Annotated in this window: 14 protein-coding genes; 7 read left to right on the top strand and 7 right to left on the bottom strand. The window is 51.7% G+C overall.

Going from position 1 to position 16,425, the window contains the following annotated elements:
- Positions 1 to 36: 36 nt before the first annotated feature.
- Genes B0475_RS06445 through B0475_RS06460 form a run of 4 tightly spaced genes read right to left on the bottom strand, consistent with a single transcriptional unit; the run spans position 37 to position 3,555 of the window.
- Positions 37 to 897, bottom strand: a complete 861-nt coding sequence (locus B0475_RS06445; RefSeq protein ID WP_077410952.1) for a 5-oxoprolinase subunit C family protein — start codon at positions 895 to 897, stop codon at positions 37 to 39.
- Complete coding sequence (locus B0475_RS06450; RefSeq protein WP_077410953.1) at positions 888 to 1,580, bottom strand: 5-oxoprolinase subunit B family protein; 693 nt, start codon at positions 1,578 to 1,580, stop codon at positions 888 to 890. Before B0475_RS06450 ends, B0475_RS06445 begins: the two co-directional genes overlap by 10 nt.
- Positions 1,577 to 2,350: a 5-oxoprolinase subunit PxpA gene (gene pxpA / locus B0475_RS06455; protein WP_077410954.1), complete on the bottom strand. Its 774-nt coding sequence runs from the start codon at positions 2,348 to 2,350 to the stop codon at positions 1,577 to 1,579. The genes B0475_RS06450 and pxpA overlap by 4 nt, the downstream gene beginning before the upstream one ends.
- Positions 2,347 to 3,555, bottom strand: coding sequence for an Nramp family divalent metal transporter (locus tag B0475_RS06460; protein ID WP_077410955.1), 1,209 nt, complete (start codon positions 3,553 to 3,555; stop codon positions 2,347 to 2,349). The genes pxpA and B0475_RS06460 overlap by 4 nt, the downstream gene beginning before the upstream one ends.
- A gap of 173 nt (positions 3,556 to 3,728) precedes the next feature.
- Here B0475_RS06460 and B0475_RS06465 point away from each other — a divergent pair, with 173 nt between their 5' ends.
- Both B0475_RS06465 and pip read left to right on the top strand, forming a co-directional pair.
- Positions 3,729 to 5,063, top strand: coding sequence for a DNRLRE domain-containing protein (locus tag B0475_RS06465; RefSeq protein WP_157892749.1), 1,335 nt, complete (start codon positions 3,729 to 3,731; stop codon positions 5,061 to 5,063).
- Positions 5,063 to 6,022 carry a prolyl aminopeptidase gene (gene pip, locus B0475_RS06470; RefSeq protein ID WP_077410957.1) on the top strand — a complete coding sequence of 320 codons (960 nt, stop codon included), beginning with the start codon at positions 5,063 to 5,065 and terminating at the stop codon, positions 6,020 to 6,022. Before B0475_RS06465 ends, pip begins: the two co-directional genes overlap by 1 nt.
- A 56-nt stretch (positions 6,023 to 6,078) precedes the next feature.
- On the opposite strand, the gene B0475_RS06475 is transcribed toward pip, so the two are convergent.
- Together B0475_RS06475 and B0475_RS06480 are read right to left on the bottom strand one after the other, a co-directional pair.
- Complete coding sequence (locus tag B0475_RS06475; RefSeq protein WP_077410958.1) at positions 6,079 to 6,492, bottom strand: hypothetical protein; 414 nt, start codon at positions 6,490 to 6,492, stop codon at positions 6,079 to 6,081.
- Between the two features lie 49 nt (positions 6,493 to 6,541).
- Positions 6,542 to 7,159 (bottom strand): acyl carrier protein phosphodiesterase, encoded by a 618-nt coding sequence (locus B0475_RS06480; RefSeq protein WP_077410959.1) that lies wholly within the window; start codon positions 7,157 to 7,159, stop codon positions 6,542 to 6,544.
- Between the two features lie 873 nt (positions 7,160 to 8,032).
- On the opposite strand from B0475_RS06480, the gene B0475_RS06490 reads away from it, so the two are divergent.
- Positions 8,033 to 8,794, top strand: a complete 762-nt coding sequence (locus tag B0475_RS06490; protein WP_157892750.1) for a class I SAM-dependent methyltransferase — start codon at positions 8,033 to 8,035, stop codon at positions 8,792 to 8,794.
- Positions 8,795 to 8,962: 168 nt separating this feature from the next.
- The gene (locus tag B0475_RS06495; RefSeq protein ID WP_077410962.1) at positions 8,963 to 9,499 is read left to right on the top strand and encodes a hypothetical protein; all 537 of its coding nucleotides are present in this window, start codon (positions 8,963 to 8,965) and stop codon (positions 9,497 to 9,499) included.
- Here B0475_RS06495 and B0475_RS06500 read toward each other — a convergent pair.
- Positions 9,488 to 10,360 (bottom strand): cation diffusion facilitator family transporter, encoded by an 873-nt coding sequence (locus B0475_RS06500; RefSeq protein ID WP_077411280.1) that lies wholly within the window; start codon positions 10,358 to 10,360, stop codon positions 9,488 to 9,490. The two genes, B0475_RS06495 and B0475_RS06500, sit on opposite strands and share 12 nt — an antisense overlap.
- A gap of 72 nt (positions 10,361 to 10,432) precedes the next feature.
- Here B0475_RS06500 and B0475_RS06505 point away from each other — a divergent pair, with 72 nt between their 5' ends.
- From B0475_RS06505 to B0475_RS06515, 3 genes are all read left to right on the top strand, one after another.
- Positions 10,433 to 11,686, top strand: coding sequence for an MFS transporter (locus B0475_RS06505; RefSeq protein WP_198538151.1), 1,254 nt, complete (start codon positions 10,433 to 10,435; stop codon positions 11,684 to 11,686).
- Between the two features lie 322 nt (positions 11,687 to 12,008).
- Positions 12,009 to 14,429 carry an endonuclease gene (locus B0475_RS17780; protein WP_198538152.1) on the top strand — a complete coding sequence of 807 codons (2,421 nt, stop codon included), beginning with the start codon at positions 12,009 to 12,011 and terminating at the stop codon, positions 14,427 to 14,429.
- A gap of 269 nt (positions 14,430 to 14,698) precedes the next feature.
- Positions 14,699 to 16,366, top strand: coding sequence for a M28 family metallopeptidase (locus tag B0475_RS06515; protein WP_077410964.1), 1,668 nt, complete (start codon positions 14,699 to 14,701; stop codon positions 16,364 to 16,366).
- Positions 16,367 to 16,425: the final 59 nt, after the last annotated feature.

Raw genomic sequence — 16,425 nt, forward strand, 5'->3', positions numbered from 1 at the left:
TGAAATTTAAATGAAATCACGCTTTAATCGAGCCATTCACCTAAAAAAGTAAATTTGTTCTCCAGGCCTGATTTGCGCCAGCTTATGTAGTTCAGCCTGATTGACCACCAAAATACGCGGATAGCCACCTGTGGTTTGCGCGTCATGCATGGCCAAAATGGTCTGCCCATCAGGAGTCACTTGCAAACTACCTGGTACCAGCCCACTGCTACGCATGCGGCCACCACCGGGCATTTCAACCGGCCTGGCTGACAGCCGAAAACCCTGTCGGCTGGCCTGATGGGTCAAACCATAAGGTTGAGCAAAGGCCTGTCGGATGGCCGTATCCGAGAACTCGGTGAACTCCGGCCCCGGCATCACCCGCAGAACATGTATGGTTTGTGCCCGGCATTTTTTCCAGTCTGGTTTGATTCGCGTCACAGGAGCCTTGTTCAAAGTCACCCGGATCACGTCACCATCGGTCAACTGACGACCATGAAAGCCACCGATGGCCGCCAGGGTCAATGTGCTTTTCGACCCCAACACATCAGGCACTTCAAGAAGTCCTGCGATGGCCACATAGGCCCGCACCCCTGATAATAACTGTGCCATTTTAAAGGTGTCACCTGCAGCCAACTGAATCACCTGGCCGGTATCAACCGGTTGGCCATTTCGGGTGCAATTGAATTCAGCCCCGGCAATGGCCAGACAACATGGTTCATCAACGGTAAATGTCATCCCCGTCCAGGTCACTTCAAATAAAGCAGATCCTGGTGAGTTGCCCACCATGCAGTTGGCCAGTTCAGCAGCTGGGCCATCCATGAAACCAGACACCGGGAAACCCAAATGGGCCTGATGCCACCTGCCGGCATCCTGAATGGTGGTCATGAATCCGGCATGCAGGATGGTCAATTGCATCCGGTTTGCTCCATGGCAAAAAAATCATCGAGGGAAATGGGCACAAACCGAACCTGGTCCAATGGCCTGATCTGCTGGGGTGAAAAAGATGCAAGATTCAACAGTGTACAGGGGGTGCGACCAATCACGTGCCAACCACCAGGCGTTGCCAGTGAATAAATACCAGTCATCCGGTTTGCCACCGCCACACTGCCTTTGGGCACCTGCAAAACAGGGGTGCTTTTTCTGGGCACCTCCAAATCAGGCAGGTTACCATCCAGATAGACAAAGCCTGGCAAAAAACCCAACTGCATGACCTCATAAAGTGGCTTGCTGTGCCGCTCTATTAAGTCTTCTTGAGACAAGGAAAGGGTATCAAGCACAACGTCAAGATCTGCCGCCAGTGATGGTTCATAACACACCGGCACTTCATGAATGGTGGCTTCTCGATGCCATGTTCGCGGTTGTATGATGATGTCCCGTAAGCGACTCAGCCAGGTTTCTTCGTATTGAATGGGCCGGTCAAATACCAGCACCAGGGTTTCGGTCGCTGGTATCACATTGATCATATGCGGCATGGGTGACCGCAGCCACTCTTCGGCCAGCGCATGAATGCCTTTCAGGGTGTCTTCATCAGGAAAGAAACTAACAATCAGGCCGCAATCTCCATTGGGGCTGATGCTTTGAATTCTCAAAGCTTTCATGCGGGCGCTTTGACCTCAATTCCGGCTTCACACAAGGCTTCATGTAATGCCCGCGCCTGCCCGGCAGAATTGGGGTGGTCGCCATGTAAACAAAGGGTTTCAGCCTGTAATTCAACGCGCTCACCGGTGCTGGCCACCACGCATTGTTCCCTGACAAGGGCAATAGCCCGCCGGGTGATATGCCCGGTTCCCTCTATCACTGCACCAACTTCAGACCTTGACAGTAATCTGCCATCAGCCTGATAAGCCCGGTCGGTGAAAGCTTCTGCCACAAACCGCACATCCAATTGTTCACAGGCCATCGCCATGGCCGAGTTTGCCAGCCCATAAAACCTGATCTCTGGTCCGATCGACCTGACCATTTCAACCAGTAATGTGGCCAGTCCATAGTCATCTGCAGCCAGGTTGTACAGGGCACCATGAGGTTTCACATGCTGCAGCTGAGACCCAACCGATTCAATGGCCTGTTTGACTCGTTGGATTTGTTCGTTCAGGCTTTTTTTCAGCTCCTCACGGGAAATATCGATCACGGAGCGGCCAAAATTGGCCCGGTCCGGAAATCCTGGGTGAGCTCCCATGTTAACCCCGTACTGCATTGCCAACTGTACCGTATGTGCAATCACTGTGCGGTTGCCAGCGTGCCCGCCACAGGCGATGTTGCAGGAACTGATGAAGGGCATTATGGCGGCATCTTTCAAGTCATCTCTGAGGTTTTCATACTCACCCAGGTCACAATTTAAATCAACGGATAACTGCGTGGGCTCAATCATGACAAAGCAAAATAAAGAGACTTGCCGCCCAGCAACACAGCCACGGCAATCACCAGCAAACCCAACAGGTTATGCCACAAGGTGTTTTTGAACCGGCCAAGCAATTGACTTTGATTCATCACGTACAACAGGAACATTGCCATCATTGGCAATAAAATACCATTGGCAATCTGTGCAAACCAAATGATGGTGATGGGTTTGTATCCCGACACCGACAATGCCAGACCACAGCCAAGGATGATCATCCAGACCAACCTGAATTTAATGTGGCTGCCATCGGTAGACCAACCCAACATGCCACAGACCGCATAAGCTGCGGCCAGAGGCGCTGTGATTGAAGACGTGATGCCAGCTGCAAACAAGCCCACACCCATGCTGATGGAAGCCCAGGAACCCAGCAAAGGCTCTAATTGTACCGACATATCAGCAGCCGACTGGATGCTGATCTGCTGGCCAAAAAAAGCCGCAGCTGCGGTAGAAATGATGGCCAGGGAAATCAGCCCACCCAAGCCGATGGAAATCAGGGTGTCTTTTCTGGCTTGTGGCAAATCGTGCTCCCCAGACCATTTTTTGCTCACCGCCGAAGCATGTAAAAACAAATTGTAAGGCACCACAGTGGTACCTACCAGGGCCATGACGGTCAACCAGGCGCCTTCAGGCACCTGTGGCACATGAGGCACCATGCCTGAAAACATGGCCAGCCAGTCAGGTCGGGTAATGAAGAACGTGGTGAGAAAGGCCAGGCTCATCAACAGAACCAAGGCCATCAATGCGCGTTCCAGCCGTCGGTAACTGCCTTGCACCAACACCACAAATGCCACCGCTACTATGATCCAGGGCCAGGGCAGTGAAACCTCCGGCAGGATGGCATTCAAGCCCAATGCCGCACCGGCAATGTTGCCACCTTCGTAAGCGGCATTGCCAATAAAAATAGCCAGCGTGACCAAGCCAAACACCAATATCCTGACCAATGGTTGCTGGAATTGCTGACTGAGCACCTCCCCAAGTCCCTGTCTGGTGATCACCCCGAGTCTGGCGGACATTTCCTGTAACAGAATACAGGCCACCACCGAAAACACCAATGCCCAAACCAGGGCATAACCAAAGTTGGCACCTGCCAGGGTGCAGGTGGTCACGGTGCCCGGGCCTATGAAGGCCGCTGCGACCAGGGTAGCCGGGCCCAGTGAGAATTGACGTTTTGCCATGAGGATTCCCGTTGATTATGTGTTGCCAATGATTCTAGCTGATTTGAACAGAAATAGCGAAATCATCAGGCAGCTGTTAAACAGCTCACAAAATGCCGGTGCAGACTGAGTCACACTTGTCATCCAAAGACACCGAACGCTATAATCTTTTACTTTCTGACCGGAGCCCACCCATGAAAAAATTGCTGTTGATTGGCCTGACCTGTGCTGGTATGCAGGCCTCTGCTGAACAATTGATCCTCTCACCCACACAGGACAACACCCTGTATGAATCGCAGGCCGACCCATTGAGCAACGGCGCCGGAGACTATCTGTTTGCCGGAAGAACCGGACAAAACGCTGATTACACATTGCGACGAACTGTGATGGCTTTTGATGTGACGGCCCTGCCAGCCAATGTGCTGATCAACAGCGTGACCCTGGAATTGACTGTGTCTAGACAATTGATGCCTGGTTCCATCGCCATACACCGTGCCACCTCGGACTGGGGAGAAGGCACTTCCGATGCACCCGGACAGGAAGGTGGTGGTGCCATCGCCACTTTTGGTGATGCCACCTGGATCAACGCCTTTCATGGTGACGACAACACTGCTGGCATTCCCTGGAACAGCGTGGGTGGAGATTTCTTACCTGCGGCCACTTTTAGCGCCCCCTACAGCGCCAATGAAACCCTGTTCATTGAAAGCACGGCATTGATTGACGATGTCCGGTTCTGGCATGACAACCCAGCGGCTAACTTCGGCTGGTTCATCAGAGGAAATGAAGTGGATGACAACGCCGCGGTGCGCTTCAACAGCCGGGAAAATGCGGTTACTCCCCCAAGACTGATCATCGATTACAGCGTGATTGAATCGGTACAACTCACACCGGCCAAAGACAACACCTTGTATCAGGACCTCACTGGTTCATTGAGCAACGGTGCCGGAGACAAGCTGTTCATGGGATTGATACAAAACGGTGAAATCAGAAGAGGACTGATGGAATTTGACTTCAGCGCCATTCCGCCTTACGCCATGGCAATATCGGCCAATTTAGATCTGGTGGTGGGCAACATTCCGCCTACCGCCCAAGCCGCCAATGCCTCCTTACACCTGGCTTTGGCTGAGTGGGGAGCAGCCGGTTCAGTGGCACCTGGTGCCGGAGGAGCCGGTGGAGTTGCATTGACCGGTGATGCCACCTGGTTACACACGTTTTATGACACCGCCACCTGGACCACCGCCGGTGGTGATTTTGACTCGTCTGCTTCGGCCACCGCCGGATTCACCGATGTGAACGGTGAAACCATCAGTTTCAACGATGCCAATGCCGGATCTGCAGACATGCTGACAGATGTCAATCTATGGATACAGGACGCCACCGCCAACCATGGCTGGGTTTTACTTGGTGATGAACAAAATAACGGTAACGCCAGAAGTGTGGCCAGCGCAGATGCCAGCAGCAATCAACCACTGCTGACCATTGAGTACATCATTCCTGATTTAATTTTTGCTGATGGTTTTAATGACTGATGAAAAACGCACTGAAATCATTGTATCCGGCCGCGGAGGTCCTGAACTCCGGTTTCCTCAGCACCAACAGCGTTCACCGGGTGTACTGGGAAAGCTGTGGTAACCCAAATGGCAAACCTGTGGTTTTTGTGCATGGTGGCCCCGGTGGCGGTACCTCTGCTCAAACCCGACAGTTCTTCAACCCCGATCAATACCACATCATCCAGTTTGATCAACGCGGTTGTGGACAATCCACCCCGCATGCCAATCTGGAGAACAACACCACCTGGGACCTGATCGCCGACATGGAAGCCATCCGTGAGCTGCTGAACATTGAACAGTGGCAGGTGTTTGGTGGTTCCTGGGGCAGCACCCTGGCACTGGCTTATGCCGAGAAACACCCTGAACGGGTCTCCGAACTGGTGCTCAGGGGCATTTTCCTACTCCGCCAACAGGAATTGCAGTGGTTTTATCAGGAAGGAGCCAGCCGGATTTTTCCGGACGCCTGGCAAGCTTATTTGCAACACATCCCTGAAGATGAGCGACATGACCTGATGAGTGCTTACCAGAAAAGATTACTGTCCGACAATGAACAGGTCAGACTGGCAGCGGCTGAACGCTGGTCGGTCTGGGAGGGCTCAACCTGCCACTTGTATCCCGACTTAAAGCACATCGAAGACACCGCGGATCCTGAGTTCGCCTTGGCCTTCGCCCGCATCGAAAATCACTATTTCATGAATCGTGGCTTTTTTACTCATGAAAATCAGTTGCTTGACGAAATTGACTGCATCCGTCACATTCCGACAGTCATCATCCAGGGCCGCTATGATGTGGTGTGCCCGATGCAAACGGCTTATGATTTGAAGGCAGTGTTCCCGGAAGCCGAACTCATTGTGGTTCCAGATGCCGGCCATTCGGCCTTTGAACCGGCCATTGCCAGCGAACTGGTGAAAGCGACTGACCGTTTTGCCATTGAATAATGCTTTGCAGACCAAGGCAACGGCTATTGGCGTTTATTTAAAAGGTTTGGCTGTGTTCAGCAGCCTGGGATGGCACAGCCACAGTATTTGTTGATTCTTTGCTGAATTTTTTGTTTCTTATCGTAATACCGGTTTACCGCCCGCTTATCATTGAAGTCCAGGGTTGTGTTTAAGTTTTCCATTTCACGTTCTGCTTTTTTGCAGAACACAGGATCTTGATCAGCAAAGCGGTCAGGCTTTTGATTTTTCTGTTCAAGTTGGTCATAGACTGAAGATGCATCCTGTGTTTTGACTTTCATGTTTTCAAAGGCGTCTATGTGTTGTTGTATCTGCTGTTCTCTGGAATAACCCTGAACCGCTGGTTGATTGGCTTCGGCAACAGCTTCTTCAGCCTGAATGGCTTTGAACTTTTGGTAGCCAAAATATCCACCGCTGATCAATATTGAAATCACTATGAGGTCTTTAATCATGAGTGAATATTACCACAGAATATATTGCTCATGAAACACATTCATGATGTCACCTGATCAGCAAATGATCAACCGCACTGCCCAATGGATGAGATTTAAAAAACACCGAGAGTTGAGGGAAAAATTCAGCAAAATCATTCTGTAGCTGAGCATAATTTTTTTCCACCAGCGGCAAATACTGGCTGGCAGTTTCCCGGGCCCGCAATCGGTCTGACAGTCGACCATCAATACGCTGTAGTGCTGCTTCAAACCCAGCCATGTCTCGATATTGTCCCAACAGATTGGTGGCGGCTATCCGGCCAACGATGGTCTGTGGCCGATCGGGAAAATAATTTTTCACCGCCATGGCCTGTTGATTGAACCGTTTCAGGTATTCGCTCAGTGGCATCACTGCATAGCCTGTCCAGTCTGCGGATAAAAAGTGATCATACAATAAATCAAGAACCACCCCTTTAAGCAAGCCATCATCACCCAGTCTGGATTTACTGACCGTGAGCAATTCATGACCATCGGTGAACCGATCAATGGCTTTGTGCATCCGCATGCCATCTTTCAGGTATTGACTGGCGCCGCGCCATGCTTTGCCTTTCAACGGATCAGCCAGCACATTACCCAATTGGTAATCAATGTGTTGTTTGGACAGTAATGTGTGTGCCAGCCAGTTCATCGCAGTTTCAGATTTTACCTGATGCCACCTCAACTGAGCGGCTTATTTTTTAAGCAATTACAGACTGCCCCCTGATTGATGCGACAACTTGGCATATAGGAGGACTGATGGTCAGCTCGACCCGCCGACCCGGCTCGGCAGATTAAGCAGTCATGGCGGTTTGACCTGGCACAGGCAAACAATGGTATGCGGTTTTATCGAAGATAAAGCAGCGTGCCTTGAATGTCGTTGTGCGCCAAGAAGCCATGATGAAGTGATCGATCAGCCGTTAAACTCAGTTGACCGCTTCCGCTCCATACCAGCGCGGCAGACCACTATGCATGGTGATCAATCAGAGGGGTGGAACAGTCTTGGAGCACATGCTGGTTTTTGCAGCGCAAAAGAAAGCTTGTGCGGATAACGTCGTTCGCGCTTGATTGAATGACATGATCGCCGTGGCCGCTGTCAATTTTGTCAGTAACAAAATTGAATGACGTCTGTAAGGATACAGGAGTTAGAACAGAGACCGGGTCAAAAGCCGAAGTCACAAAACCATTCCTTTTCATCAACTGATCATGCATGGTCTGCAGGTAATGAGCCATTACGCCATTTCCTCTGGTTCTTAGTGGTCAGAAAGGCCCGTCACAGGAAGTAACACGCATTCCAATGCCGGCCTTCCAGTAGCCATTCATTTGGGTAACACATATCGAAGATGTTCTGTGTCGTCGGCTTCAGCTTAACCAGAAGCAATTATCCTGACAAATATGACAGCGTTTGTGTTCAATGAAAAATCTGCATGACCGCTATCAATCCTGAAGTTGACGCAGGTCAAAATACAAGCCTTTCATGATGTTATAATCACAGAGAGTTAAGAAGCCCGATAAGAGGTGAACAATGAATAAAACGTGGATATTAATGTCCTTCATCCTATTGACTGGCTGTGCAGCTGAAAACAAATCCAATCAAGCTGATGCCATCCTGGAGCAGGCCATGACGGCCAATGACCGCAGCTCAACCGATAAACAGCGGGATGTCAGAAGTCGGCCGGATGTGACCCTGGCCATGCTGGACATTGGCCCTGGTGATGTGGTATTTGATGTATTTGGCGGTGGTGGATACTATTCTGAACTGATTGCCCGGGTGGTGGGTGAAGACGGTAAAGTATATTTGCACAATAACCAGGCCTACCTGAATTTTGTCAATCAACAACTGACTGATCGCATGACCGGCATCAGCATGCCACAACTGGTTCAACATGACCGTGAAGTTGAAGACCTTGATATGCCACCAGAATCTGTTGATGCCGCAATGATCATCATGTCCTATCACGATCTTTTTTATGATGATCCGGCCAATGGCTGGCCACAAATTGATCACGGGGATTTTATGCGCCAAATTCACCGCGGGCTGAAAAAAGGAGGTCGGTTTCTGATTGTTGATCACCAGGCCAATCCGGGTCGCGGGGCTATGGACACCCAATCTTTGCACCGCATTGAGAAAGATTTTGCTGTACAAAGGATCGAAGCCATTGGCTTCAGACTGGTGGCTGAGTCTGCTGTGCTGGCCAATCCCGAAGACGACAAAACAACGTCAGTTTTTGCTCCTGAAAGTCGTGGCAAGACTGATCGTTTCATCCTGGTGTTTGAAAAAATCTGAGCTGCAAACAACGGGCTGACCAATGCCAGCCCGTTGGACCTCTCCCCCATCAGTACAGGCCGGCATACTGACATATTAAATAATGCTTATCAGGCATCATTTATTAATGGTCAATCATCATGATGGGGTTTACAATCCAGCCTTTTTACAGCCTGCTTTCCTGCTGTCATGAACACCCAGAACACCGAGCATCAAAAACCCACCAGTGATCAGACACATCTTTTTTTGTACGCCGCACTGAAAGAGTCACAAGATAACATCCGTACATATGACACCAAAGCTCAGATTGTGGGCATTGGTTTCATTTTTACCATCGGTATGGTCATTAAATTCAACACCTGGACCAACATCTCGCAAGACTGGCAGCACATGGCCACAGTGGCTACCTGGATTCTGATCATCATTCCCGCGGTGTTTTTCGGTTCTGTACTGTATCCTACCCGCCGGGTGGCTCCGGAAGTGTTGAAAAACAAGGCCGATGTGCATGGGCTGTTTTATATGAACCATCAGGAAACCGTAACCGATTATGTGGTCCGCATCAGAGACATGGACATCCAACAAGAACTGTCTTATGAATTGCTGAAGGTTTCGTACCTCAGGGACCTCAAAAGGCGACGTTTTCTGCAGGCCATGATGATGGCCACCATCAGTCTGGTCACATTGTTTATGTTACAGCTGATGCCCTTATGGGGATTAATCAACTGAACAAGGCTCCACATGAATGGATGCATCAGCCACTGAAAACCGATCCACCAGCATGTCCTCCACTGCATGAGCGATGTCATGTGATTCAATGACACTCAAATCATCATCCACTGCAATGATCAAATCAACCGCCTTGTTATCACCAATCCAACGAGACCGCACTTGCCTGACCTGTCTGACACCAGCGACCTGGGCCACGGCTTTGTTCAACACATCAGGGTCAATGGCAAAACCATCCACCAGAATGGGCACCACCTGATGAAACAAGCCATAGGCAAAATACAACACCAGACCGGCCACTCCGATCGCGCACAGCTGATCCAGCCAGACATAACCCAGCGCCGATAATTGCCAGCTGACAATTACCAGGACGGTGGTGATGGCATCCACCAAGGTGTGTTGGGCATCTGCCAGCAAGATGTCTGAACCCAGTTTTTTACCCCAATGTCGTTCCCACAGCGAAATCATCAGGTTCAGCAACAACACCAACACCATCAGGCCCAGGCCCCAGGGTTCGCTGACGATGGGCTCGGGTTCACTTTGAAAGGCATGCAGGATCAATTGCACCGCCAGCACCACCAGCAAGGATGCCAGGCCGAACACCGCCATGGTTTCAAACTTCCGGTGCCCATAGGGGTGATCTTTATCCGCTGGTTTGCCAGCCACCCGCATCACCAACCAAATCACTACATTGTTCAACACATCTGTGAGTGAATGGATGGCATCACCGATGATGGCCAGGGAGTTGGTGGCCAGGCCGACCACCAGTTTAATCAACAACACAATGATGTTATACAAGCCCTCAATGAGGATGATTTGCTGGACTTTACGGTCTTTGCTTTTTTGTTCAGTGGGTTTCATGGCCCTTATTTTAACCCATGAAAACTGTATCGCTGGCATTGATTATAAGAGCCTGATAGACTGCCTGACATCATGCTGAATTTAATGCTCATCATCTCTGCCTTACTGCTTGTGACCTGGCTGATTGATCGTTTTGCCGGACTGCACCGCAACATCAGTTTGTTATTCCTTGCTGTCCCATTGATGACCGCAGCAGCACCAATGATGGTCTTTATTGGTGGCATTATTTCCACTTCCCTGGCACCGGATCCGGCTTGGGTCACACTGCCGCTGACATTCATGATTGCCGGTACTGCAGTAGCCACTGTGCCGGCAGCCATGCTGGCCCGGCGTTTCGGCCGTCGCCGGGCCACAATGCTGGGATTTTGTTCTGGCATTGCTGGCGGTCTGCTGGGCATATTTGCCGTTAAAAACAGCTGGTTCAGTGGATTTGTGCTGGCCGCCTTTATCATGGGCTTCAGCGGTGCTTTTGCCCAACAACTGCGCTTTGCTGCGATTGAAAGCCTGGCCGATCCTGCTGACATTCCTAAAGCCATCTCACTGCTGATGCTTACGGGCATTTTTGCCGCCATGATTGGTCCCGAACTGGCATTCGTCAGCAAAGACTGGCTGGATTCACCACATGGATATGCCGGTACTTTTCTGGGTATTGGCTTGTTGTCAGTTCTGGCCATCACCGTGGTGTCCCGGTTCAAAGCCCCGCCACTCACCGCATTGGAATCAGACCTGCCCGGCAGACCGCTGACACACATCGTGCGACAACCGGTTTTCATTGTTGCCATCGTGGCAGCCGCATTGGGATTTGGACTGATGAGTTTCGTGATGACTGCCACACCATTGAGCATGCATCAGCTGCATGCCCATTCATTGGAACACACCAAGTGGGTGATCCAGTCTCATGTGGCTGCTATGTACCTGCCTTCACTGATCACCATCTGGCTGGGCAAAAAAATCAAAACCAAATATTTTCTATTGACCGGCACACTGATGTTCATCGGTGTGGTCATCATAGCTTCGCAAGGCCATGAATTACTGCATTACTGGTGGGCACTGATTCTGCTGGGCATCGGCTGGAACTTCCTGTTTTACTCCGGCACCACGCTGTTGCCTTTGAGTTACCACAACCACGAACGGCACAAAGTTCAGGCGATCAATGATTTCAGCATCTTCACCTTCCAGGGACTGTCGTCACTGATGGCGGGCTGGGTGTTGTTCAATTTTCAGTGGCAGGGTATTTTGTACACCTGCATCCCTTTTCTGATCATCATGGTGGCCATCACGGTGATGCGCTTTGTCAACACCCACCGGCAGGCAGATGCCCATTGATCACGCTGCCTGACCTGCTGAAATCCGCTGCAGTTCACAAAAACACCCGAATATCCACAAAAAACCCACCGAAAAGCTCAGAATGCTTGAGTTTGTCCGCCATTCAGGTTAAAAATTAACCATGCCTGATGGGGAAGGCAGGAAACACAATCATTACAAGGATTGATGTCATTGAATTGCAATGATTGTCGCTCATGCTTGTCCACTGTTATGGCTGTCATAACAATAAATAAAAAAGAGAGTGGAGAAAAGCGTGAACAAACACATCACAAGGCCTTCGTGCGGCCTAAAAGCACGGATTCCGTCCTACCTGTTGCTGATTATGATCACCCCCCTGGCACTGGCTCAGGCACCGGCTGGTTATTATGATTCAGTGAATACCTCATCCCCATCGACCCTGCGCAACACCCTGCATCAGGTGATTGATGACCACACCCGCTATCCATACACCTCATCAGCAGTGGACACCTGGGACGTGCTGGAAATCGCTGATGAGAACATGGACAACGCCGCACAGGTGATCACCGTTTACGAAAACGACAGCAACGGTAAACAAGGCGGCGGCAACACCTTTTACAACCGCGAACATTCCTGGCCCAAATCATACGGCTTCCCCAATGACGGCAGCAGCAACTACCCGTACACCGATATGCACCACCTGTTCATCGCCGACAGTGGTTACAACTCATCACGCAGCAACAAACCATTTGATGTCTGTACCTCTGGTTGTGCTGAAAAAGTCACTCTGGTCAACAACAGCCGCGGTGGCCCCGGCCATTCCAACTGGACCGCCGGTTCCTTCACCCAGGGTGCCTGGGAAGTGTGGGATTCCCGCCGGGGCGACATTGCCCGGGCCATGTTTTACATGGATGTGCGTTATGAAGGGGGCACCCATGGCATCACCGGCCATGCCGAACCTGACCTGATCCTCACCGAAAACCGCACCCTGATTGAAAACTCCAACACCGGTAACAATGAATCGGTTGCCTATATGGGTCTGATGTCAGTATTGATTCTGTGGCACCAGCAAGACCCGGTGGATGACATTGAACGACAGCACAATGAGGCAGTGGCCAGTTTCCAGGGCAACCGCAACCCCTTCGTCGATCACCCGGAGTGGGTTGAATGTGTGTTCGAACTGGTCTGTAACGGCGGTGGCGGCGGCGACACCACAGCACCAGTGCCAGTTACAGGTTTGATTGCCAGCGTTAATGGCACCACCGTTGATCTGGACTGGACCAACAACAATGAGCCTGACCTGGCTGGCTACACAGTGTACCGCAGCACCCAGTCAGGCGGCCCCTACAGCGCGCTGAACGGTGCGTTGCTGATCAATTCCGACTATCAGGATTCCTCGGTGAGCGCAGGCAACACCTATTACTATGTGGTGACGGCCAGTGACAGCTCCGGCAATGAGTCAGGCAACAGCGCTCAGGTCAATGCCACAGTTTCTGGCGGCGGTGGCGGTTCGTTAGACGCCTTCATCAATGAATTCCATTATGACAACAGCGGCACCGACAGCAATGAATTTGTGGAAATCGCCGCCCCGGCCGGCACCGATGTGTCAGGCTGGATGGTCGAAGCCTACAACGGCTCCAATGGTGCCTTGTATGCCATCGAACCACTGTCCGGGATCATCGCTGATGACGAAGGTTGTATGGGTGTACTGGCGGTCAACTTCCCGGGCCTGCAAAATGGCTCTCCAGATGGTCTGGCCCTGGTAACAGGCACTGGCCAGGTACTGGATTTCATCAGTTACGAAGGCAGTCTGACCGCCACCAGTGGTTCAGCGGCCGGCATGACTTCCACAGATGTGGGCGTCAGTGAAACCAGCTCAACCCGCAAAAATCGCTCACTGCAATTGGGTGGCACAGGACAAGTTGCCGCTGATTTCAGCTGGCAAAATGCCCAGCGACACACCAAAAACAATGTCAACCGCAATCAGACATTTGATGGCTGTGGCAGCGACACCACCCCACCAGCAGTGCCCAGTGGTCTGGATGCCATCGCCGGTGAATCTCAGGTGATGTTGTCCTGGAACGCCAACAGCGAATCAGACCTGGCCGGTTACAACGTACAGCGCAGCACCGGCGGTGCCTGGAGCACCCTCAATGCCAGCCTGGTGAATGACATCATGTATATCGACACCACCGCCAGCAATGGGGTGACCTATCAATACCGCATCACCGCCGAAGACGCTGTGGGCAATGAGTCAGCGCCTTCAGCAATGGTCAGTGCCACCCCACAGGCGGCCCTGATGGACGAGGTGTGGATCAACGAGCTGCACTATGACAACGCGTCCACCGACACCGGTGAATTTGTCGAGATCGCCGGTACCGCCGGTACCAACCTCAGTGGCTGGCAGCTGGTGTTTTACAATGGCAGCAACGGCACGGTGTACAAAACCGTTAACCTGTCCGGTACCCTGCCCAACCAGCAGAACAACTTTGGCACCATGCCATTTGATGTGTCCGGTATCCAGAACGGTGCCCCTGATGGATTGGCACTGGTCAATGACCTCGGTGAAGTGCTGGAGTTTTTGTCTTATGAGGGCTCCTTGAGCGCCATCGATGGCCCGGCAGCGGACATGACTTCGGTGAACATCGGCGTGGCAGAAACCACCAGCACACCAGTGGGTTTTTCGCTGCAAAAATCCGGTCAGGGTGTGGCCTCCTCAGACTTCGTCTGGAATGCCCCACAAGCTGAAACCTATGGACAGGTAAACACCGGACAGTCGTTCTAAGACACAAGACTGAAACAAGCCTTCAGCCCGCTGGCGTGTCAACCTCAGCGGGCTTTTTGATGTGCGAACCGAGGCAAAATTCAGACCCTCCTGAGTGAGTTGGCTGCATGATTATGCCATTCCACTGCAACAATGCGGCCCCCACCCTGACCTGCGGTATGCTGATAATGTCACCCGGTCAGGCACGGCAAGCGGTGTTTTGAAGTTCCATAGTTCTCCGCCTGTTGCCTGACCGGTATCCAATCATACAGCATCATCGAACACAACACATGAACACAAAAACCTTCATTATTAGCTGGCTTGTCATGCACCTGATCTTCAACGCTGAGGCTGAGATCAGTTTCAACAGCGGCCTGACCGGCACCTGGCATGATGAACTGGTCCCCGGACAAGGTCTGATCATTGAAATCATCCCCCGCAACCAACAGCTGTTTGCTGGCTGGTTTACCTTTAATCCATTTGGTGAACCTGTCGACCAACCCCACTGGCTGAGTTTGCACGGGCATTACAGTGGTTCACTGGCGCAAGTCATTTTGCTTGAAACAACTCAAGGGGTGTTTGTGACCCCAAGCGAAACCAGCTTCACCGATCAGGGTTATGCCAGCCTGACGGCCCTGAGTTGCACCGAACTGCTGTATGAATATGTGTTGTCTGCTGGGGGCAAATCCGGCAGCATTAACCTGACCCGTGCCACCCCAGATGTTCACTGCGCTGAGCAGCTGGATGACCCAGTTGAAACCAGCCCTTTCAATTATCCACCCACGGTTACTCTGACCAACACCACGGTGGATGAAACACACATTCATTTGGTGTTTGATGCCACCGACCCCGAGCGTGATCAACTGGAACTGCGCTTCAGGGTGCATGGACCTGATGGACAAACCCACGACATCGCCCTGCCCTATCTGATTGGCCATGTAGGCCATCCAGTGGTCAGTGGCCAACAACAACGGGTCAGTTGGGCCTATTCCCGGGACCTGCAACTTCAGGAACTGGGCTGGACGGCTTTACAGGTCGAAATCATAGCCGATGACCACTATTCAAGTACCACCCAATCAATTGTTGATTCAGTCAGTGAAGCCCGCATCATCAGTGATATCCAGGCCCTGGAGGGCATTCGCCATCACCAGACCAACCCACTGGGCCTGGCTCAAGCCCGGCAATACATCATCGGGCAGATGAGTAACCATCCATTGACACTTGAGGAACAAACATTCATGCATCAGGGCTCCGAAGGGGTGAACATCATCGGCATTCTCGCTGCTGACCTGCCGGTTGAGGACACCTTTATCATTGACGGTCATTACGACACCGTGTCACGGACCCCGGGTGCGGATGACAACGCCTCAGGCACCGCCGGCATGCTGGAAGCCATGCGGGTGCTCTCCCAGTTCAACACCAGGGCCAACATCAGGTTCATTGCCTTTGATAAAGAAGAACTGGGTTTGGTGGGCAGCCGCCATTACGCGAGGATTAAACCAGCCGATGAACAGATAACCGGATTGATCAATTTTGAAATGATTGGCTACACCTGCAGTGCTCAGCCTGAATGTGTCAACTTCCCGAATGCAGATACTTCGATCTACAACATCATGAGTGCTTTTGCCAGCCGCATGGGCAACACCTTTCAACAGATTGGTCAAAACCATGTACCTGGTCTGAAAATCACCAGCGTCACCGATGACGGTGATGCCAATTTCCGGCGCAGTGATCATGCCCCGTTCTGGGACCTGGGGGTGGATGCCTTGTTCCTCACCGATGGTGCCAATTTCAGAACTCCGCATTATCACCAAACTTCTGACCGGCTGCATACCCTGGACACCACCTTCGCCACCCGGGTGGTGCAAACCGCAGTCGGCACCATTGCCAGTCTGGCCGGCGTGCACCACACCGGTTCAGACATCACCGCAGTGATTGATCTGAACGGAGAAAACTGATGATGACTGAACAATCAACCTGCATTCAGGTTAAACTGACCAAACAGCCTGACATGTAT

Source organism: Marinicella sediminis (assembly GCF_002000055.1).
Classification (GTDB): Bacteria; Pseudomonadota; Gammaproteobacteria; order Xanthomonadales; family Marinicellaceae; genus Marinicella; species Marinicella sediminis.